This is a genomic window from Rhizobium sp. CC-YZS058 (assembly GCF_034720595.1).
GTDB lineage: Bacteria > Pseudomonadota > Alphaproteobacteria > Rhizobiales > Rhizobiaceae > Ferranicluibacter.
This window is the reverse complement of record NZ_JAYESJ010000001.1, coordinates 4,004,948-4,022,684: the sequence shown is the minus strand read 5'-3', so window position 1 is coordinate 4,022,684 and position 17,737 is coordinate 4,004,948. Positions and strand designations below refer to the sequence as shown.

At 61.4% G+C, this 17,737-nt stretch carries 19 protein-coding genes; 14 read left to right on the top strand and 5 right to left on the bottom strand.

What is annotated here, in order from left to right:
• Positions 1-139: 139 nt before the first annotated feature.
• Both hemJ and hemE read right to left on the bottom strand, forming a co-directional pair.
• Positions 140-697: a protoporphyrinogen oxidase HemJ gene (gene hemJ / locus U8330_RS19185; RefSeq protein ID WP_323106853.1), complete on the bottom strand. Its 558-nt coding sequence runs from the start codon at positions 695-697 to the stop codon at positions 140-142.
• Entirely contained in the window at positions 694-1,725 is a 1,032-nt protein-coding gene (gene hemE / locus U8330_RS19180; protein WP_323106852.1) for a uroporphyrinogen decarboxylase, read from the bottom strand. Before hemE ends, hemJ begins: the two co-directional genes overlap by 4 nt.
• 405 nt (positions 1,726-2,130) lie before the next feature.
• Here hemE and U8330_RS19175 point away from each other — a divergent pair, with 405 nt between their 5' ends.
• The 5 genes from U8330_RS19175 to dnaQ are packed head-to-tail and all read left to right on the top strand — an operon-like array spanning position 2,131 to position 5,782.
• Complete coding sequence (locus U8330_RS19175; protein ID WP_323106850.1) at positions 2,131-2,952, top strand: pyruvate, water dikinase regulatory protein; 822 nt, start codon at positions 2,131-2,133, stop codon at positions 2,950-2,952.
• A gap of 51 nt (positions 2,953-3,003) precedes the next feature.
• A complete protein-coding gene (locus U8330_RS19170) occupies positions 3,004-3,606 on the top strand; it encodes a Maf-like protein (protein WP_323106848.1) in 603 nt (200 codons plus the stop codon).
• Positions 3,599-4,462 (top strand): shikimate dehydrogenase, encoded by an 864-nt coding sequence (locus U8330_RS19165; protein WP_323106847.1) that lies wholly within the window; start codon positions 3,599-3,601, stop codon positions 4,460-4,462. The genes U8330_RS19170 and U8330_RS19165 overlap by 8 nt, the downstream gene beginning before the upstream one ends.
• Positions 4,459-5,052, top strand: coding sequence for a dephospho-CoA kinase (gene coaE, locus U8330_RS19160; RefSeq protein ID WP_323106846.1), 594 nt, complete (start codon positions 4,459-4,461; stop codon positions 5,050-5,052). The genes U8330_RS19165 and coaE overlap by 4 nt, the downstream gene beginning before the upstream one ends.
• A 10-nt stretch (positions 5,053-5,062) precedes the next feature.
• Positions 5,063-5,782, top strand: coding sequence for a DNA polymerase III subunit epsilon (gene dnaQ, locus U8330_RS19155; RefSeq protein WP_323106845.1), 720 nt, complete (start codon positions 5,063-5,065; stop codon positions 5,780-5,782).
• A 77-nt stretch (positions 5,783-5,859) separates the two neighbouring features.
• On the opposite strand, the gene secB is transcribed toward dnaQ, so the two are convergent.
• Both secB and U8330_RS19145 read right to left on the bottom strand, forming a co-directional pair.
• Positions 5,860-6,348, bottom strand: coding sequence for a protein-export chaperone SecB (secB, locus tag U8330_RS19150; RefSeq protein ID WP_323107369.1), 489 nt, complete (start codon positions 6,346-6,348; stop codon positions 5,860-5,862).
• Positions 6,349-6,466: 118 nt separating this feature from the next.
• Positions 6,467-7,003, bottom strand: a complete 537-nt coding sequence (locus tag U8330_RS19145) for an FxsA family protein (protein WP_323106844.1) — start codon at positions 7,001-7,003, stop codon at positions 6,467-6,469.
• A gap of 177 nt (positions 7,004-7,180) precedes the next feature.
• On the opposite strand from U8330_RS19145, the gene U8330_RS19140 reads away from it, so the two are divergent.
• The 5 genes from U8330_RS19140 (at position 7,181) to gyrB (ending at position 12,563) form a co-directional block, all read left to right on the top strand.
• The gene (locus U8330_RS19140) at positions 7,181-7,879 is read left to right on the top strand and encodes a Tim44/TimA family putative adaptor protein (protein ID WP_323106843.1); all 699 of its coding nucleotides are present in this window, start codon (positions 7,181-7,183) and stop codon (positions 7,877-7,879) included.
• Between the two features lie 12 nt (positions 7,880-7,891).
• Positions 7,892-8,995 carry a murein transglycosylase A gene (locus tag U8330_RS19135; protein ID WP_323106842.1) on the top strand — a complete coding sequence of 368 codons (1,104 nt, stop codon included), beginning with the start codon at positions 7,892-7,894 and terminating at the stop codon, positions 8,993-8,995.
• 10 nt (positions 8,996-9,005) lie between these two features.
• Positions 9,006-9,563: a Smr/MutS family protein gene (locus tag U8330_RS19130; protein WP_323106840.1), complete on the top strand. Its 558-nt coding sequence runs from the start codon at positions 9,006-9,008 to the stop codon at positions 9,561-9,563.
• Between the two features lie 37 nt (positions 9,564-9,600).
• Positions 9,601-9,978: a helix-turn-helix transcriptional regulator gene (locus tag U8330_RS19125; protein ID WP_323106839.1), complete on the top strand. Its 378-nt coding sequence runs from the start codon at positions 9,601-9,603 to the stop codon at positions 9,976-9,978.
• A gap of 152 nt (positions 9,979-10,130) precedes the next feature.
• The gene (gene gyrB / locus U8330_RS19120; RefSeq protein WP_323106838.1) at positions 10,131-12,563 is read left to right on the top strand and encodes a DNA topoisomerase (ATP-hydrolyzing) subunit B; all 2,433 of its coding nucleotides are present in this window, start codon (positions 10,131-10,133) and stop codon (positions 12,561-12,563) included.
• Between the two features lie 45 nt (positions 12,564-12,608).
• Here the strand turns inward: gyrB and U8330_RS19115 are convergent, their stop codons facing one another.
• Positions 12,609-13,211 carry a nitroreductase family protein gene (locus U8330_RS19115; RefSeq protein ID WP_323107368.1) on the bottom strand — a complete coding sequence of 201 codons (603 nt, stop codon included), beginning with the start codon at positions 13,209-13,211 and terminating at the stop codon, positions 12,609-12,611.
• A gap of 207 nt (positions 13,212-13,418) precedes the next feature.
• Between U8330_RS19115 and gabD the strand changes: the two genes are divergently transcribed.
• The 4 genes from gabD to U8330_RS19095 all read left to right on the top strand — a co-directional run bounded on the left by gabD (position 13,419) and on the right by U8330_RS19095 (position 17,725).
• Positions 13,419-14,876 carry an NADP-dependent succinate-semialdehyde dehydrogenase gene (gabD, locus tag U8330_RS19110; protein WP_323106837.1) on the top strand — a complete coding sequence of 486 codons (1,458 nt, stop codon included), beginning with the start codon at positions 13,419-13,421 and terminating at the stop codon, positions 14,874-14,876.
• 12 nt (positions 14,877-14,888) lie between these two features.
• The gene (locus U8330_RS19105) at positions 14,889-15,698 is read left to right on the top strand and encodes an HpcH/HpaI aldolase/citrate lyase family protein (RefSeq protein WP_323106836.1); all 810 of its coding nucleotides are present in this window, start codon (positions 14,889-14,891) and stop codon (positions 15,696-15,698) included.
• Positions 15,699-15,882: 184 nt separating this feature from the next.
• A complete protein-coding gene (gene phaZ, locus U8330_RS19100) occupies positions 15,883-17,154 on the top strand; it encodes a polyhydroxyalkanoate depolymerase (protein WP_323106835.1) in 1,272 nt (423 codons plus the stop codon).
• A gap of 148 nt (positions 17,155-17,302) precedes the next feature.
• Positions 17,303-17,725: a DUF2852 domain-containing protein gene (locus tag U8330_RS19095; protein ID WP_323106834.1), complete on the top strand. Its 423-nt coding sequence runs from the start codon at positions 17,303-17,305 to the stop codon at positions 17,723-17,725.
• Positions 17,726-17,737: the final 12 nt, after the last annotated feature.

Genomic DNA, 17,737 nt, shown 5'->3' with positions numbered 1-17,737 from the left:
AGCGGCAGGAGGAGCGCCGCTCTGAACTGAGAACACGAGCCTTGAAGACGGGATGGCGGGAAAATAGCGGTTCCGTCCGTGAGCTGCAAGGGCCTCCGCAAAAATCGCGCAGATTTGTCCGAAGGTGCAGTTGTCGTGATCAGAACGGCTTTACGACGACCAGGATAACGATCGCGATCATCAGCAGCGCCGGGACCTCGTTGACCATGCGCCAGTAGCGGGCTGTACGGCGCGGACCATCGTCCCTGAACCGCCGCGCCGCTGCTGAATAGTGCATATGAACACCGGTCAAAATAGCGACAAGGGCAAGCTTGGCATGCAGCCAGCCACCTTGAAAACCATAGACCGTCCAGGCGAGATAAAGCCCGAGCACCCATGTGATCATCATCGCAGGCGCCATGATGACGGTGAGCAGACGCTGTTCCATGACCTTGAAGGTTTCCGACTGGGCAGAGCCGGGGGCTGCATCGGTATGGTAGATGAAAAGGCGTGGCAGGTAGAGGAGCCCCGCCATCCATGAGATGACGGCCACGATGTGGAACGCCTTCATCCAGAGATAGAGATCCGACGGTTCGAACACCGTGACACAGGCGATGAAGCCGACGAACAGGACGATCGCGGCGAGTGCCTTCCGGTGGGCGCGACGTCCGACGCGCTGATCCGTCTGTCGTTCGGTCCCCTGTGGATGGTCACTCATCGTGCCCCTCTGACCCGTGCCACGAGCTGAGAGACGTGCTCGGGCTTGGCCTGGGGCGTGATCCCATGGCCGAGATTGAAGATCAACGGCCCCTGGCCAAGCGCTTCGAGGATCGCATCAATGCCCTCATCCAGAGCCTCGCCACCAGCCACCACGCGCAAGGGGTCGAGATTGCCTTGAACCGGTCCGTCCTTCTGGAGCTCGCGGGCGACGCTTAGCGGAACGGTCCAATCGAGACCGATCGCATCGGCATTCGTGGCCTGACGATAGGTCTTCAGCAGCAGGCCAGCGCCTTTTGCAAAGGCGATCACCTTGGCCTGGGGACGTTGCGAGCGAACACTGTCGACGATCCGGCGAACGGGGCGAGCCGCATAGCGCTCGAACTCATTCTCTCCCAGTACCCCGGCCCAGGAGTCGAAGATCTGCACCACCTCGGCGCCTGCATCGATCTGCGCCACCAGATACTCGGCGGACAGATCGGCCAGTAGATCGATCAAGCGCTGGAAGGCTTGCGGCTCGCGATAGGCGAAAAGGCGGGCAGGGGCCTGATCCGGCGTACCGTGCCCGGCGATCATGTATGTCGCAACCGTCCAGGGCGCCCCACAGAAGCCGATCAAGGCGGTTTCCTGCGGCAGGGCCGCCCGAATGCTCGCTACCGCCTCTATGACCTTCGTGAGGCGCTCTGCGACCGGTTCTGGATCGAGTGCAGCAATCCCGATCGCATCGATGGGCTCAAGCCGGGGACCATGCCCTTCTTCAAAACGCACGTTCCGGTCGAGCGCATCAGGAATGACCAGGATGTCCGAGAAGAGGATGGCGGCATCGAAGCCATAGCGACGGATCGGCTGCAGCGTCACTTCGGTTGCGAAGGAGGGCGAGTAGCAGAGATCGAGAAAGGATCCTGCTTCAGCGCGTGTGGCGCGATATTCCGGCAGATAACGGCCGGCCTGGCGCATCAGCCAGATCGGTGGCGGCGACACCGTCTCCCCTTCGAGAACCCGCATCAGTTTCCGCCTCTGAGCACTCACACACAGCGTCCTTCTTAAAACAAATCTGAATCTGAAAGAGTTTCTATTTCTTAGAGTCGGTGACTATCAAGGATTAAAGCCTGTACCCATGACATCCCCAACCCCTGTGTTCCCCCTATCCTTCATGTAAGGAAACCGGTTCCCTTGCGAAGAACGCGGGGACATAGAAATTTCAGGTTTTGAATCAGGTATGTAGCGCATAACCTGTCGTCGTCGAGCCTGTGGACAGGCTGGGGATTGCGAGCGGCAATCTGTCACGTCGCGAGTCTTCTCCACAAGAGCCATGACGCGAAACGAAGCTGTCCGTCACTTGTGAACAACTCGGCGGTTTTCCCCTTGCGCCTGTCTGGCCCCCGCCCGTAGGGTCCGCTCATCCACCGCCGTCAACAGGCCGGGAAGAACATCGTGGACAGCCACAAAAACTACTTCCATCTGCATCTTATTTCGGACTCGACGGGGGAAACCTTGATCGCGGCCGGCCGGGCCGCAGCTGCGCAATTCCAGTCCTATCATGCGCTGGAGCACGTCTATCCGTTGATCAGGAACCGCAAACAGCTGCTGCAGGTCATCTCCGCCATCGACGCGGCGCCCGGCATCGTTCTCTTCACCATCGTCGATCGGGAGCTTGCAGATTTGGTCAGTGAGGAATGCAAGCGGATCGGCGTGCCGTCCGTCTCGGTCCTCGATCCGATCATCGATCTCTTCCAGTCCTATCTCGGAATGGCCTCTCGTCGCCGGTCGGGGGCGCAGCACGTGATGGACGCAGATTATTTTGCCCGGATCGATGCGCTGAACTTCACCATGGATCATGATGACGGACAATTGCCTGCGGACTTCAATGATGCGGATGTCGTCCTGATCGGCATCAGCCGCACCTCAAAGACACCGACAAGCATCTATCTCGCCAACCGGGGCATCCGCACCGCCAATATTCCGATCGTCCCCGGCGTGCCGTTGCCCGAGCGACTTCTCGAAGCGACCAAGCCGCTCGTCGTCTGTCTTATCGCAACGGCCGACCGGATATCGCAGGTTCGACAGAACCGGGTCTTGGGCCAGACCAAGGGATTTCATGGCTCCGATTATACAGATCGCGCGTCGATCGCGGAGGAACTGAAATATGCTCGGTCCCTTTGCGCCCGGAACAACTGGCCGATCATCGATGTCACCCGGCGCTCGATCGAAGAGACGGCAGCAGCCATCGTTGCCCTCAGGCCGCGGCTGCGATAAATCCCGGCGGCATCAAAAGCCGCGACCTTCGTGCGATGAACGTGGATCCCCATGACCCCACCTCTTATACTCGCTTCTGCCAGTCCGTTCCGTCGCAGCCTGCTGGAGAACGCCGGCGTCGCATTTTCCTGGCAAGCTGCGTCGATCGATGAGCGGGCGATCGAGGAGGGTCTGGTCAGTGCAGGAGCCTCGCCGGAAGAGGTGGCTCTGCGCCTTGCGGAAGAGAAGGCCAGGGATGTGGCGTCACGATGCGAGGATGATGCGGTTGTCATCGGGTCCGACCAGACCTTGTCCCTTGGGTCTCGTGTCTTTCACAAACCGGCGGATCGGGCGGACGTGGTCTCGCATCTCAGATCGCTTGCCGGACAAACGCACCAGCTCAACAGTGCCGTGGTTCTGGTTCGTGGTGGCGAGGTGCTGTGGCAACATCTGTCCAGCGCACGCATGACCATGCGAGTTCCTTCAGAGGCGTTCCTGGAGCGACATATCGACAGGGTAGGCGATACGGTGCTGGGAAGCGTCGGGGCCTATCAGCTTGAAGGCGAAGGCATTCAGCTCTTCGAGCGTATCGAGGGAGACTACTTCACGATTTTGGGACTGCCGATGCTGCCTCTTCTTGAGGCCCTGCGTCGGATAGGAGGGATCGATGGGTGATTCACGTGAAACATTTGTTAACCATGCCTTCGTCATCGGTCATCCAATCCAGCATTCACGCTCGCCTCTCATTCATGGCCATTGGCTCAAGAAGATCGCTATCCCGGGTTCCTATCGCGCTGTTGAAGTCTCTCCGGCTGATTTGCCGCGCTTTATCGAAGAGCTGAAATCTGGGGCCTCCGGTTTCGTTGGCGGCAATGTCACGATCCCTCATAAGGAAGCAGTCTTCGGCCTTGCGGATGAGGTCGATGCGATCAGTGCGGAGCTCGGCGCAGCCAATACGCTGTGGCTCGAGGATCATCGTCTGCATGCCACCAACACGGATGGGATCGGCTTTGTGGCGAACCTCGATGCGCGCGCACCGGGGTGGGACAAGACGGATAGCGCGATTGTCCTCGGCGCAGGCGGAGCCAGTCGTGCCATCCTCCAGGCTGTGCGCGACCGGGGCGTCAAGACCATTCATTTGGTGAACCGCACGATGGAACGCGCGCAGGAGCTTGCCGATCGGTTCGGTCGGGATCGGATCCACGTCCATCCCATGGCTGCGATCGATGAGCTGATGCCGGAAGCAGGGCTCTTCATCAACACAACCTCGCTCGGAATGGATGGAACGCCGGTGCCGGACTTCGCCTTCGCACGCCTGAAGAAGAGCGCCATCGTGACGGATATCGTCTATGTCCCGCTCATCACCCCCATCCTCGCCCAGGCAGAGGCGCAGGGCGTGACGATCGTTGATGGACTTGGCATGTTGCTGCACCAGGCAGCTCCTGGGTTCAATCGCTGGTTTGGGCAGATGCCGGAGGTGACAGAGGCTTTGCGGTCGCTGGTCACCGCCGATATGGACCGGCACGGATGATCATTCTCGGGCTGACCGGATCGATCGGAATGGGCAAGTCGACAACGGCGGCGATGTTCATCGATCGTGGCATCCCGGTTCACGATGCCGATCGGGCTGTCCACATGCTTTACGAGAATGAAGCCGTTGTGCCGATCGAGGCTGCGTTTCCAGGCACAACGCTTTCCGGCCATGTCGATCGTGCTCTTCTTGGCAAAGCCCTGCAAAATGATCCTCGAGGCTTCCCACGGCTTGAAGCCATTGTTCATCCTCTTGTGCGCGCGAAAGAAGCCGCATTCCTGAGGCAGCATCGCGACGCAGGGGCGAAGCTTGTCGTTCTCGATATCCCGTTGCTGTTCGAGACCGGCGCTGAAGATCGCGTGGACGCGGTGGTCGTCGCTACCTGTGCGCTGGAGATCCAGCGCCAACGGGTCCTGTCACGGCCGGGGATGACGGAGGAAAAATTCGCGCTTATCCTTGCGCGCCAGATGCCTGACAGCGACAAGCGTGCACGAGCGGATTTTCTGATCGATACAGGGCTCGGCCTCGAGGCAGCGCGTCGTCAGGTCGATGATCTCGTCGAGCGATTGCTTGCACGCGCTGTGGGTTGAAAGGATTGTCATGCGGGAAATCATCTTCGACACGGAAACCACCGGGCTCGACAATCGTCTCGATCGCGTGATCGAAATCGGCGGCATCGAGCTCGACAATCATTTCCCAACCGGCCGCTTCTTCCACCGCTATATCAATCCCGGTGACCGCAAGGTGCATCCGGATGCTCTCGCCGTGCATGGGATCACCGACGAGTTTCTGAAGGACAAACCAAGCTTTGCGGAGCTCTGCGACGAGATCATCGCGTTCTTCGATGGCGCACGCTGGGTCGCCCACAACGCCACGTTCGACATGGGCTTCATCAACGCCGAGTTCGCCCGGCTGGAGCGTCCGCCCGTGTCACCGGACCTCGTGACCGATACGCTGGCCCTGGCACGACGCAAGCATCCGATGGGGCCGAACTCGCTCGATGCGCTGTGCCGGCGCTATGGGATCGACAACACACACCGCACCAAGCACGGCGCGCTTCTCGATTCCGAGCTCTTGGCGGAAGTCTATATCGAGATGATCGGCGGGCGGCAGGCAGCGCTCGGGCTGACCAGTCAGGACGGCGGTGGCGTGCGCGAAGAGCACGACGACGTGGTGGTCGCACCGCTGGCACGGCCGCGCCCGCTCGTGCCAAGGCTCACGCCGCAGGACGTTTCCGCTCACGAAGCGCTTATTGCCAAGATGGGCGAAAAGGCGATCTGGTCGCGCTATGCCCGCCCGAGCGTTGCTTCGGACAGCTGACATCAGTTCCTGATGCAAACAAAAACGCCCGGTTCCTTTTTCAAGGACCGGGCGTCGTCGTCGAGGCCAGCGTTTGCTCAGTTTGCGTTGGCGGAAACCTGCGAGCGAACCTTCTCTTCAGCCATGCGCTGGGTAAACATCTGCGCAAAATCGATCGGGTCGATCATCAGCGGCGGGAACCCACCATTGCGGGTCGCATCGGCGATGATCTGTCGCGCGAAGGGGAAGAGCAGCCGCGGGCATTCGATGAAGAGAAGCGGCAGCATGTGCTCCTGCGGGAAACCGGTGACGCGGAAGACCCCACCATAGGCAAGCTCGGTGTGGAACAGCGTCTTGTCACCATCCTTGGCATCGGCCGACAGGGTGAGGATCACGTCGAACTCGCTCTCGGAGAGCGGATTGGCGTTCACATTGACGTTGATGTTGATTGCCGGCGCCTTGTCACGAGCCTGGAGCGACCGTGGCGCGCCGGGATTTTCGAAGGACAGGTCCTTGATATATTGCGCGAGGATATTCAGCGACGGGCTTTCAGCGGCGCTGCCATTCGGGGAAGTATCGGTCATCAGCCTGTTCCTTGAGGTCTCTCTCGGCTTGGGCATCTAACATTTCGCCCGAAGCCTTACAACCGGCCCCGGACGGGGAGGTCGATCGGACAAGGCCGAGCGAACAAGATCTGCGTCGGCCCTACCGCGGATCACGCGGGTCTCTCTCGATTGTTGGTCCGGTCCCGCGTGAATAATCATCCTCGTCGAGTTCGATCACGCGGACCTCGCTCTGCTCGCGCGGACGAACGGGACCGGGCTCGGGATGACCGAAACCGGCCGTGGCGGAGGCGGAGAAACCGCCCGGCCGTCTGCGGGTCACGACGCTCATTCGGTCCCGGATCAGCCGCCAGCCTAAATCGCGTACCGCGGGGATGAACAGCAGGAAGCCGACAACATCGCTGAGGAAGCCGGGTAGGATCAGCAAGAAGGCGGCGATGACGATCATCGCGCCATGCACGATCTGTCGCCCCGGGTTCTCTCCCGTCTGCGCCGCGCTCTGCAGCTTGCGCAGCACGCCCAGTCCTTGGGTGCGCAGCAGCACGGCGCCGGCAACGCCGCTGGCGAGGATCAGGAGCAGGGTCCAGCCCACGCCGATCTCGCGGCCGACCATGATGAAGGTCGCGATTTCCGCCAAGGGAAGCAGGAGAAACAGGAGCGGGATGAAAGACAGTCGCATTCGGCTCACATTGTTGACGTGGTGGGGTTGAACTGACAAGGGCGCAGTGACAGACCGAAAAGGTCCGGTCACAAGAGGGTGTCCAGCCTGGAGATTGACCCAGGCACATTTGAATCAGATGTTCATCAGCACTATATGGGTATGAAACATCTCTGAAAAAGGCGGTATCGCACGGAAATGGGCTCCTTCGACTTCGTCACCTTGTTTTTCCTGGTCGCTGCCGTCGTGATCTTTCTCCAGCTGCGCAGCGTTCTGGGGAGGCGAACGGGGAATGAGCGCCCGCCCGTCGATCCTTTTTCTCCACGGGAAGCGCCTGATGCTCCGGAGAATGACGGCAAGGTCGTACAGCTTCCGCGCCGGGATTCAGTGTCCGACGAGGAGGGGCGCTATGGCGCTATCGACCGCTTCGCAAAGCCGGATACGCCTCTCAACGCCACGCTGCGTCGCCTGAAGGATTCCGATCCATCCTTCGATCCGAAAGAGTTCGTCGACGGTGCCAAGATTGCTTACGAGATGATCGTGACTGCCTTCGCCGAGGGTGATCGGAAGTCGCTGAAGACGCTGCTGTCCAAGGATGTCTTCGAAGGTTTCGACGCAGCGATTTCGGAGCGCGAAGCGCGAGGCGAAACGATCAAGTCGACCTTCGTGGGCATCGAGCGGGCCGAGATCGTCAGCGCTGATGTCAAGGACAGCGAGGCCGTCGTGACCTTGCGCATCTTGAGCCAGCTGATCTCCGCTACCTACGACAAGGCAGGCGCAGTCATCGATGGCGATGCCGAGGCAGTGTCGGAAGTCAACGATCTTTGGACCTTCGCGCGCGACACGCGCTCGCGGGACCCGAACTGGAAATTGATCGCCACGGAATCGGAAGGCTGAGTAGGCGGCATCATGGACTTCTCCCTTCGTCCGCTTGCCTTCGACGCCCTGCCAGGCTGGACCGAGGATGATCCAACCCCTTTGATCGCCGCGCTGCGCCGGTGCCACCGACAGGTGTCAACTGTCAAGCCGCACCGCACCGGTGCACTCGGCATCTCCAGTGCAGACCTTCTCCCCGCTTATGAAGCATCTCTCACTGCCGCTCCGAACAGTGGCGCGGAGGCACGAGCGTTTTTCGAAGCGCTGTTCGAACCGTTCCAATTGTCGAAAAGCGACGGCTCTCCCGGCTTCGTTACCGCTTTCTATGAACCGGTCGTCCCGGTCAGCGCAACGCCGGACGGCGTGTTCCGCTTTCCCTTCTACCGCCGCCCGGACGATCTCGTGGATATCAACGACACGAACCGCCCGCCCGGTTTCGACCCTGGCTTCACCTTCGGACGCGAGAGCGAGGATGGAGTCTGCGAATATCCGGACCGGCAGGCGATCGAGCAGGGTTATTTAAGCGGGCGCGGGCTCGAGATCGCCTATGCGCGCAGCAAGGAGGATGTGTTCTTCGCTCATGTTCAGGGTGCCGCGCGTCTTGTCTATCCGAACGGCACCACCACCCGCATCACCTATGCGGCGAAGAGCGGCCATCCGTTCAGCGCCATCGGCAAGCTTCTGATCGATCGCGGCGACATCGACCGCCAGACCGTTTCCATGCAGTCGATCCGCGCGTGGCTTACCGCCCATCCCGAACAGGCGGACGAAGTCTACTGGCACAATCGTTCCTTCATTTTCTTCCGGGAAGCGCCGGTGGAGGATGCCGATCTCGGACCGATCGCAGCGGCAAAGGTCGCGCTCGAGCCCGGGCGATCGCTTGCTGTCGATCGGCTGATCCATACGTTCGGGACGCCCTTCTTCCTGGCGAGCGATAGCCTGACGTCGATCGATGACGGAAAACCATTCCGCAAGCTAATGCTGGCCCTCGATACCGGTTCCGCGATCGTCGGCCCCACGCGCGGCGACATTTTCACCGGGTCGGGCGACCATGCCGGTTTCCTGGCTGGCGCGGTCCGCAACCCGGCAGACTTCTTCATTCTGATCCCGAAAACCGCAGCACCGCGCTATCGCTGAAGGGGGCGGAATGGGGAAGGACAAGACGCTCAGTCCGGAGGATCGGGTTCTCTGGAGCAAGGTCGCCCGCTCGACTCGAGCCCTGCCGGGTCGCATGGAACAGATCGCGACCTGGGAGGAACCTATGGAGCCGCAGGCCGCGCGTTCAACAGCCGCACCGGCCAAGCTGTCCCCTCCTGGAACGGCCATCCGGCTTTCGCCCGCGCCCGAGGCACCACGGCGCCATCATCCGCTCGAAAAGCCGGTCAAACGCAAGCTCGCCCGGGGTCATCTGCCGATCGACGCGCGGATCGACCTGCACGGCCTCGCGCAAAGCGAGGCACATGGACTGCTCCTGCATTTTCTGCTGACTGCCCACGAACGCGGCCTTCGCCATGTTCTGGTCATCACCGGCAAGGGAACGTCGATGGGCAGCGAAGGCGCATTGAAGCGGGCCGTTCCTCTCTGGTTCTCGCTGCCGGAGTTCCGGCCGCTGATCTCCTCGCACGAGCCGGCAGCGCGCAATCATGGCGGGGAGGGCGCTCTCTATGTGCGGCTGTCGCGCCAGAAAGGCGGAGCCTTTCCGTGAACCGCAAGGATCTGTCTTCTGCGGCGAGGGAGCGGGCATGACGCCGTTTGGTGAAGCGATGCAGGCGCTGCGTCGCGAGAAGGGCGTCACGCAGAAGCAGATGGCTGCCGCGCTTGGCGTGTCCGCTGCCTATCTCTCGGCCCTCGAACATGGACACAAGGGAACGCCGAGTTTCGATTTCCTCCAGCGGGTCGCTGGCTATTTTCATATCATCTGGGACGAGGCGGAAGCGCTGTTCGCGCTCGCTGCATTGTCCGACCCCCGCGTGGTGGTCGATACGATCGGGCTGTCGAGCGCTCATACTGTCTTTGCCAACCGGCTTGCCCGAGAAATCCGCAGTCTCACAGCGACAAGGCTGACGGAATTGACGGAGATTTTGGACAAAGCCGAGAAGGATGCTAAGGAGCGTCGGTAATCCCGGTTTTCCGGCCTTCGCACCCCTCCTCGCATTTGGAGTGCGGGTTCGGAATCCCTATATTCGGAAAGGCTGCGCGCAGTGATTCGCGGCCGCAAAAGATCCGGTCCGGCCCGCGTTCTGCCGGGCCGCAACGCGTGGAAAGACCCTTCATGACCGATTTGCCTGAAGCCGCCGGCGCCAATGCCGAATATGGTGCTGATTCCATCAAGGTACTGAAGGGTCTCGATGCCGTCCGCAAGCGCCCGGGCATGTATATCGGCGATACCGATGATGGCTCCGGTCTGCACCATATGGTCTATGAGGTGGTCGATAATGCGATCGACGAGGCTCTGGCCGGTCATGCGGATATCGTGACCGTGACCTTGAACCCGGATGGTTCGGTAACGGTGACCGACAATGGGCGCGGCATTCCGACCGACATCCACAAGGAAGAGGGCGTGTCAGCGGCTGAGGTCATCATGACCCAGCTGCATGCCGGCGGTAAGTTCGACCAGAACTCCTACAAGGTCTCCGGCGGCCTGCACGGCGTCGGCGTTTCCGTCGTCAATGCGCTCTCCGTCTCGCTCAAGCTGAAGATCCGTCGCGGCGGCAAGATCTACGAAATGAGCTTCACGCATGGTGTCGCGGATGCGCCGTTGAAAGCCACGGGTGAATGCGGAGCCGAGACCGGCACGGAAGTGACGTTCCTTCCGTCTGCCGAGACCTTTACCAAGACCGAATTCGATTACGGGACGCTTGAACATCGCCTGCGCGAGCTCGCCTTCCTGAACTCCGGCGTCCGCATCCTGCTTACCGACAAGCGCCATTCCGACATTCGCCAGGAAGAGATGATGTATGAGGGCGGGCTGGAAGCCTTCGTCGTCTATCTCGACCGTGCCAAGAAGCCGCTGGTGACGAAGCCGGTGGCGATCCGTGGCGAGAAGAACGGCATCACCGTCGAAGTCGCCATGTGGTGGAACGACAGCTACCACGAAAACGTGCTTTGCTTCACCAACAACATCCCCCAGCGTGATGGCGGCACCCATATGGCCGGCTTCCGCGGCGCGCTGACCCGCCAGGTCACCGCCTATGCCGACAGCTCGGGCATCACCAAGCGCGAAAAGGTCACCGTACAGCCGGAAGACTGCCGCGAAGGGCTGACGGCCGTGCTGTCGGTCAAGGTGCCGGACCCCAAGTTTTCCTCCCAGACCAAGGACAAGCTCGTCTCCTCCGAAGTCCGCCCCGTGGTGGAAAGCCTGGTCAACGAAGCGCTCAGCACATGGTTCGAAGAGCATCCCGCCGATGCCAAGATCCTGGTCGGCAAGGTTGCCGAAGCCGCTGCGGCCCGCGAAGCAGCCCGCAAGGCGCGCGAACTGACGCGGCGCAAGGGCGCTCTCGATATCTCCTCGCTCCCCGGCAAGCTCGCCGACTGCTCGGAGCGTGACCCCGCGAAATCGGAACTCTTTCTGGTCGAGGGTGACTCGGCCGGCGGGTCGGCCAAGCAGGGACGTTCGCGCGAGAACCAGGCAATCCTGCCGCTGCGCGGCAAGATCCTCAATGTCGAGCGCGCCCGCTTCGATAAGATGCTGTCCAGCCAGGAAATCGGCACGCTGATCACGGCCCTTGGCACATCGATCGGCAAGGACGAGTTTAATCCGGAAAAACTGCGCTACCACAAGATCATCATCATGACCGATGCCGATGTGGACGGCGCCCATATCCGGACCTTGCTGCTTACCTTCTTCTTCCGCCAGATGCCGGAGCTGATCGAGCGCGGTCACCTCTATATTGCCCAGCCGCCACTCTATAAGGTGACGCGCGGCAAGTCGGCGCAGTACTTGAAGGACGAGAAGGCCTTCGAGGACTATCTGATTTCCATGGGGCTGGAAGAAACCCGTCTCGAACTCGCGTCGGGCGAGGTAAGGGCAGGCCAGGATCTGCGCGAGGTCATTGCTGACGCGCTTCGCCTGCGCTCGCTCATCGACGGTCTCCACTCCCGCTACAGCCGCTCCGTGGTCGAGCAGGCGGCCATTGCCGGCGCGCTCAATGCGGAACGCCTGCAGGATGGCAGCCAATCCGAGCGGATCGTGTCGATGCTCGCCGAGCGGCTCGATCTCATCGCCGAGGAAACGGAGCGCGGCTGGGCCGGCGCAGTGACGGCAGAAGGCGGCCTGCGGCTCGAGCGCATGGTGCGTGGCGTGAAGGAGCTTGCTTTCCTCGACATGGCCCTGATCGGCTCGCAGGATGCAAGGTTGATCGACCAGCTTTCGCCGAAACTCGCCGAACTCTATGCCGCACCGCCGGTTCTGCGGCGCAAGGAAGAGGCACGCGAGATCAGCGGTCCGCGCGCCTTGCTCGACGCGATCTTCGCCAACGGCCGCAAGGGTCTCTCGATGCAGCGCTACAAGGGGCTTGGTGAAATGAATGCCGAGCAGCTCTGGGAAACGACGCTGGATCCGAATGTCCGGTCGCTTCTTCAGGTTCGCGTCAACGACGCGACCGATGCCGATGGTCTCTTCGCCCGGCTGATGGGCGACGAGGTGGAGCCGCGGCGCGACTTCATCCAGGAAAACGCGCTCAGCGTCGCCAATCTCGATATCTGATGCATCAACGGCCGCTCTTCAGCGGCCGTTCTTCTGTTTCGTCGCTCAATCAGCCTTGAAACTGCCCTTGAAGGCGGTTTCGGAAAGAGGGCGGCGAGGGCTCGGCGTTTCTCGGCCCTGCAGGCCTTCCGGCAGCGTGCTCTTGTTGCCCTGCCGGCCAATCGCGACGGCGGCTTCGACGCGGTAACCCTCGGGAATACGGAGCAGCCCATTGACCTTATCAAAATGGATCCCCGTCATGCCATGCGCCTGGAAGCCGGAGAGCTGAGCCTGGTGGGCGATGGCGCCCCAAGCGGCACCGGCATCGAAGCTGTGGCTGTAGGAAAACTTCTCCTCGGTTGCGCCCGGTGCTGCAAAATGCGTCTTCGATACGATGACGACCAGTGCCGAAGCCGATTTCGCCCAACCCTGGTTGAAGTCGTTCAGCACCGCGAACAGCTGATCCCATTCCGGCGTATCGCGCAGCGCATAGATGAAGCGCCAAGGCTGGAAATTGAAGGCGGATGGAGCCCAACGGCCGGCTTCGAGAATGGTTAGCAGCTCGGTCTCGCTCATCGGTTCACCGGTGAAGGCTCGCGGCGACCAGCGCTTTAGAAAGTCGGGCTCGATCGGATAATCAGCCTGGCGAAAGTTGCTTTGGATCGGCATCAGAGGTCCTTCCTGTCGTCTGCGGCGCTGTACGTCGCCTGTCTCCGGTGGATCATCTAGGCGCGACCGGCGCAGAGCAAAAGAGCGTTGCCGAGGACGAACCGTTTCCAGGGCGGCGACGATCGGCGTTGACCTGAAGCGTCGGCGGATTTGCGCCATCCGGCAAAGCGTTTATATCTCAGTCACAGCCAACCAAAGGACAGTTCGATGACCCCCACGCTCAAGGATCCGACGCTTCTCCGTCAGGCCGCTCTTGTCGGCGGCGACTGGATCGAGGCAGGCGGCGATGCGATCGCGGTGACGAACCCGGCCACAGGCGAAATCATCGGCCATGTCCCGAAGCTTGGCGCAGAGGAGACGCGTCAGGCCATCAAGGCGGCGGAACAGGCGCAGAAGGGTTGGGCGAAGCGCACCGCCAAGGAGCGCGCCGGCATCCTGCGGACCTGGTACGATCTGATGATGGCAAACAAGGAGGATCTGGGGTTGATTCTGACCCTGGAGCAGGGAAAGCCGCTGACCGAGGCTATCGGCGAGATCGCCTACGGAGCAAGCTTCATCGAATGGTTTGCCGAGGAAGGGCGTCGGCTTTACGGAGACACCATTCCCGGGCATCAGCCGGACAAGCGTATTCTCGTCCTCAAGCAGCCGATCGGCGTCGTCGCGGCGATCACGCCCTGGAACTTCCCCAATGCGATGATCACGCGCAAGGCCGGTCCGGCCTTTGCAGCCGGCTGCGCCATGGTCCTAAAGCCCGCCTCGCAAACACCGTTCTCGGCGATCGCCATCGCCCTTCTTGCCGAGCGTGCCGGCTTGCCCAAGGGGTTGTTCAGCGTGCTGACCGGCTCGGCCAGTGCGATCGGCGGCGAAATGACGGCAAGCCCCATCGTGCGCAAACTGACCTTCACCGGCTCGACCGAGATCGGCGCGAAGCTCTACGAACAGTCCGCCCCGACGATCAAGAAGCTGGGACTCGAGCTCGGCGGCAATGCTCCTTTCATCGTGTTCGACGATGCCGATCTCGACAAGGCTGTCGAGGGCGCGCTGATCGCCAAATACCGCAACAATGGACAGACCTGCGTCTGTGCCAATCGCCTCTATGTCCAGGATGCCGTCTATGATGCCTTCGCGGAAAAGCTGACGGCTGCGGTCGCCAGGCTCAAGATCGGTAACGGTCTGGACGAGGGCGTCGTACTTGGGCCTTTGATCGATCCAGCGGCGCTCGAAAAGGTCGAGGAGCATGTCGCCGACGCCGTGTCGAAAGGCGCTCGGATTCTCCAGGGCGGCAAGCCGCATGCGCTCGGCGGCACCTTCTACGAAGCAACCATTCTCGCCGATGTCACGCCGGAGATGGCGGTCGCGCGCGAGGAAACCTTCGGTCCGCTGGCACCGCTCTTTCGTTTCAAGGACGAAGCCGACGTCATCGCCCAGGCCAACGACACGGAATTCGGCCTCGCATCCTACTTCTATGCCAATGACCTTTCACGGGTCTTCCGGGTCGCCGAAGCGCTGGAATATGGCATGGTCGGCGTCAATACCGGGCTGATCTCCACGGCGGAAGCGCCGTTTGGCGGTGTGAAGCTTTCTGGCCTCGGCCGCGAGGGATCGCGCTACGGCCTCGAGGAGTTCACCGAGATCAAATATGTCTGCCTCGGCGGCATCGCCTGATCGGAAAAGCCCATGCCCGCACCCAGCAATCTCTTCAAGGCGGCCTTGGCGGAACGCCGGTTCCAGCTCGGCCTGTGGGTTGCGCTGGCGAGCCCCTATGCGGCCGGCATCTTGAGCGGAAGCGGCTATGACTGGCTGCTGATCGATGGCGAACATGCGCCGAATGATCTTCCTCTGCTTGCCGCCCAAGTACGAGCCGTACAGGCACGATCCAGCCATCCGATCGTGCGTCTTCCGGTCGGCGAGACCTGGATGATCAAGCAGATCCTCGACGCTGGCGCACAGACCCTCTTGATCCCGATGGTCGAAAGCGTCGAAGAGGCGGAACGGCTGGTGCGCGCGGTGCGCTATCCGCCACGCGGCGTGCGCGGTGTCGGCGCGGCGCTTGGAGCCGCGTCGGACTACAGCCGGATCGGCGACTATCTGGAAACGGCCGATCGCGAGATCTGCCTCCTCGTGCAGATTGAAAGTCGGGCCGGTCTGGCGGCGTTGGATGCCATCGCCGCACTGGACGGGATCGACGGGCTCTTCATTGGGCCGTCCGATCTCGCGGCCGATATGGGCCTGCTCGGCCAACCCGGTCATCCGGCTGTCACCGAGGCGATCAGGCATGGTTTTGCGCGCATCGCAGCCGCCGGAAAGGGGGCCGGCATCATGACCCTCGATCCCGCGCAGGCCCGGCTCTATCGCCGTCTCGGCGCCGACTTCATGGCGATCGGCACCGACGTGACGACGCTCGTTGCCGCCACGACGCGCTTGAGGCTCGATTTCGAGGCGGAGGAAGACGGCCCATCCGCCGAACACCCCTTCGCTGGCTATTAAGGCTTCGTCTTTACAGGATCTCAAAGCTTCTTTTCTATCTTGCTTATAGACAAGCGTTGACAGGGAAAGTCATCGGCCTAGCTTCAAGGAAAGCGCGTTCCAGTATTCTCTGTTTGAATCGTTCGAACATCAGGATCGGGCAAGGTGCTCCGCTGAAGGTAGAGATGACGGAGGAGTGGGATCGATGTTTTACCAGCTCTATGAAATCAATCATGCCATGATGGCGCCGTGGCGCGCGGCGGCTGATGCCATGCGCATGGCCTATACCAATCCGCTGAACCCGATTGCCCATACCTATATGGGCCGCAATCTGGCAGCCGGGCTCGAAGTCTTCGAGCGATCGACCCGCCGCTACGGCAAGCCCGAGTTCGGCCTGACCGAAACCATCATCGACGGCAAGGCGATCGCCATCGACGAGACGATCGTCTGGCGCCAGCCATTCTGCAACCTCATCCATTTCGAGCGCATCCTGGAACGCCCCGGCCGCAGCGACCCGCGTGTCCTGATCGTCGCGCCGATGTCGGGCCATTATGCCACCCTGCTGCGCGGCACGGTCGAGGCCATGCTGCCAAGCTCGGATGTCTACATCACCGACTGGATCGACGCGCGCATGGTGCCGCTGGCGGACGGCAGCTTCGATCTCGACGACTACATCGAATATGTCATCGACATGCTGCACTTCCTCGGGCCGGACACACATGTCATCGCCGTCTGCCAGCCGGCGGTGCCGGTTCTGGCGGCAGCCGCAATCATGGAAGGGCGCAAGGATCCGCTGGCGCCGGCTTCGATGACGCTGATGGGCGGGCCGATCGACACGCGCATCAATCCTACGGCTGTCAATCAGCTGGCCAAGGAGAAGCCGATCGAGTGGTTCCGTGACAATGTGGTCATGCCGGTTCCCTTCCCTCAGCCCGGTTTCATGCGCCCGGTCTATCCCGGCTTCCTGCAGCTTTCGGGTTTCATGTCGATGAATCTGGATCGGCATCTGATCGCTCAGAAGGATTTCTTCGACCATCTGGTCAAGAACGATGGCGACGCCGCCGAGAAGCATCGCGATTTCTATGACGAATATCTGGCCGTCATGGACCTTACGGCCGAGTTCTATCTGCAGACGGTGGACACGGTCTTCATGCGCCATGCCCTGCCCAAGGGCGAGATGATGTATCGCGGCGAGCGGGTGGACACGAGCGCGATCCGAAAGGTGGCGCTCTTCACCGTCGAAGGAGAAAACGACGATATCTCCGGCGTTGGCCAGACGGAGGCGGCGCAAACGATCTGCCCGAACATTCCGGACACGATGCGCCAGCATTACGTCCAGCCGGATGTCGGCCATTACGGCGTTTTCAACGGCTCCCGCTTCCGCCGCGAGATCGCGCCGCGGATCATGGCTTTCCAGAGGCAGCATGACCGCAAATCACGACCCGTCGCCGTGATCAAAGGCGGTAAATCGGCCTGACCCCTCTTGCTGGGCCGAAATTCGCAAGATCGGACAGACACTTGTCCGATTCCAATGAGCTCGGTCTTGCGAGCGAACTCACGCGTGGCCACATCGAGAAGCAAGGTTCGGATAACCGGACCCTGTTTTTCGACGAGGACATGTGACCATGAATCAATCTGCCCTGATCCGACCGGACTGGACGCCCGCGACCATCGCTTTGATGGTGCTGGGCTTCGTGGTCTTCTGGCCGCTCGGCCTTGCCATGCTCGCCTATATCCTGTTCGGCGAGCGCCTGAAGAGCTTCAAGCGCGATGCCAATGCATCTGTTGATACGGTCTTCTCCGGTCTCCGCGGGTTTGGCCGTGGCAGCCCCGTCGGCCGCACCGGCAATGTCGCCTTCGACGACTGGCGTGATGCAGAGCTGACGCGGCTCGACGAGGAGCGCCGTCGCCTGGATGAAATGCGCGAGGAGTTCGACGATTATGTTCGCGAGCTGCGTCGTGCCAAGGACCAGGACGAGTTCGACCGCTTCATGCGCGAACGCCGCAACGCCGGCACCGGCCCGATCACCGGCTACACCGGCAACTAAGCCAGCCGAGAA

Excerpts from the sequence above, each read along its gene's own strand:
- hemJ (WP_323106853.1), bottom strand. The coding sequence starts at position 697 with ATGAGTGACCATCCACAGGGGACCGAACGACAGACGGATCAGCGCGTC.
- U8330_RS19170 (WP_323106848.1), top strand. The coding sequence starts at position 3,004 with ATGACCCCACCTCTTATACTCGCTTCTGCCAGTCCGTTCCGTCGCAGC.
- U8330_RS19165 (WP_323106847.1), top strand. The coding sequence starts at position 3,599 with ATGGGTGATTCACGTGAAACATTTGTTAACCATGCCTTCGTCATCGGT.
- coaE (WP_323106846.1), top strand. The coding sequence starts at position 4,459 with ATGATCATTCTCGGGCTGACCGGATCGATCGGAATGGGCAAGTCGACA.
- dnaQ (WP_323106845.1), top strand. The coding sequence starts at position 5,063 with ATGCGGGAAATCATCTTCGACACGGAAACCACCGGGCTCGACAATCGT.
- U8330_RS19145 (WP_323106844.1), bottom strand. The coding sequence starts at position 7,003 with ATGCGACTGTCTTTCATCCCGCTCCTGTTTCTCCTGCTTCCCTTGGCG.
- U8330_RS19140 (WP_323106843.1), top strand. The coding sequence starts at position 7,181 with ATGGGCTCCTTCGACTTCGTCACCTTGTTTTTCCTGGTCGCTGCCGTC.
- U8330_RS19135 (WP_323106842.1), top strand. The coding sequence starts at position 7,892 with ATGGACTTCTCCCTTCGTCCGCTTGCCTTCGACGCCCTGCCAGGCTGG.
- U8330_RS19130 (WP_323106840.1), top strand. The coding sequence starts at position 9,006 with ATGGGGAAGGACAAGACGCTCAGTCCGGAGGATCGGGTTCTCTGGAGC.
- U8330_RS19125 (WP_323106839.1), top strand. The coding sequence starts at position 9,601 with ATGACGCCGTTTGGTGAAGCGATGCAGGCGCTGCGTCGCGAGAAGGGC.
- gyrB (WP_323106838.1), top strand. The coding sequence starts at position 10,131 with ATGACCGATTTGCCTGAAGCCGCCGGCGCCAATGCCGAATATGGTGCT.
- U8330_RS19115 (WP_323107368.1), bottom strand. The coding sequence starts at position 13,211 with ATGCCGATCCAAAGCAACTTTCGCCAGGCTGATTATCCGATCGAGCCC.
- gabD (WP_323106837.1), top strand. The coding sequence starts at position 13,419 with ATGACCCCCACGCTCAAGGATCCGACGCTTCTCCGTCAGGCCGCTCTT.
- U8330_RS19105 (WP_323106836.1), top strand. The coding sequence starts at position 14,889 with ATGCCCGCACCCAGCAATCTCTTCAAGGCGGCCTTGGCGGAACGCCGG.
- phaZ (WP_323106835.1), top strand. The coding sequence starts at position 15,883 with ATGTTTTACCAGCTCTATGAAATCAATCATGCCATGATGGCGCCGTGG.
- U8330_RS19095 (WP_323106834.1), top strand. The coding sequence starts at position 17,303 with ATGAATCAATCTGCCCTGATCCGACCGGACTGGACGCCCGCGACCATC.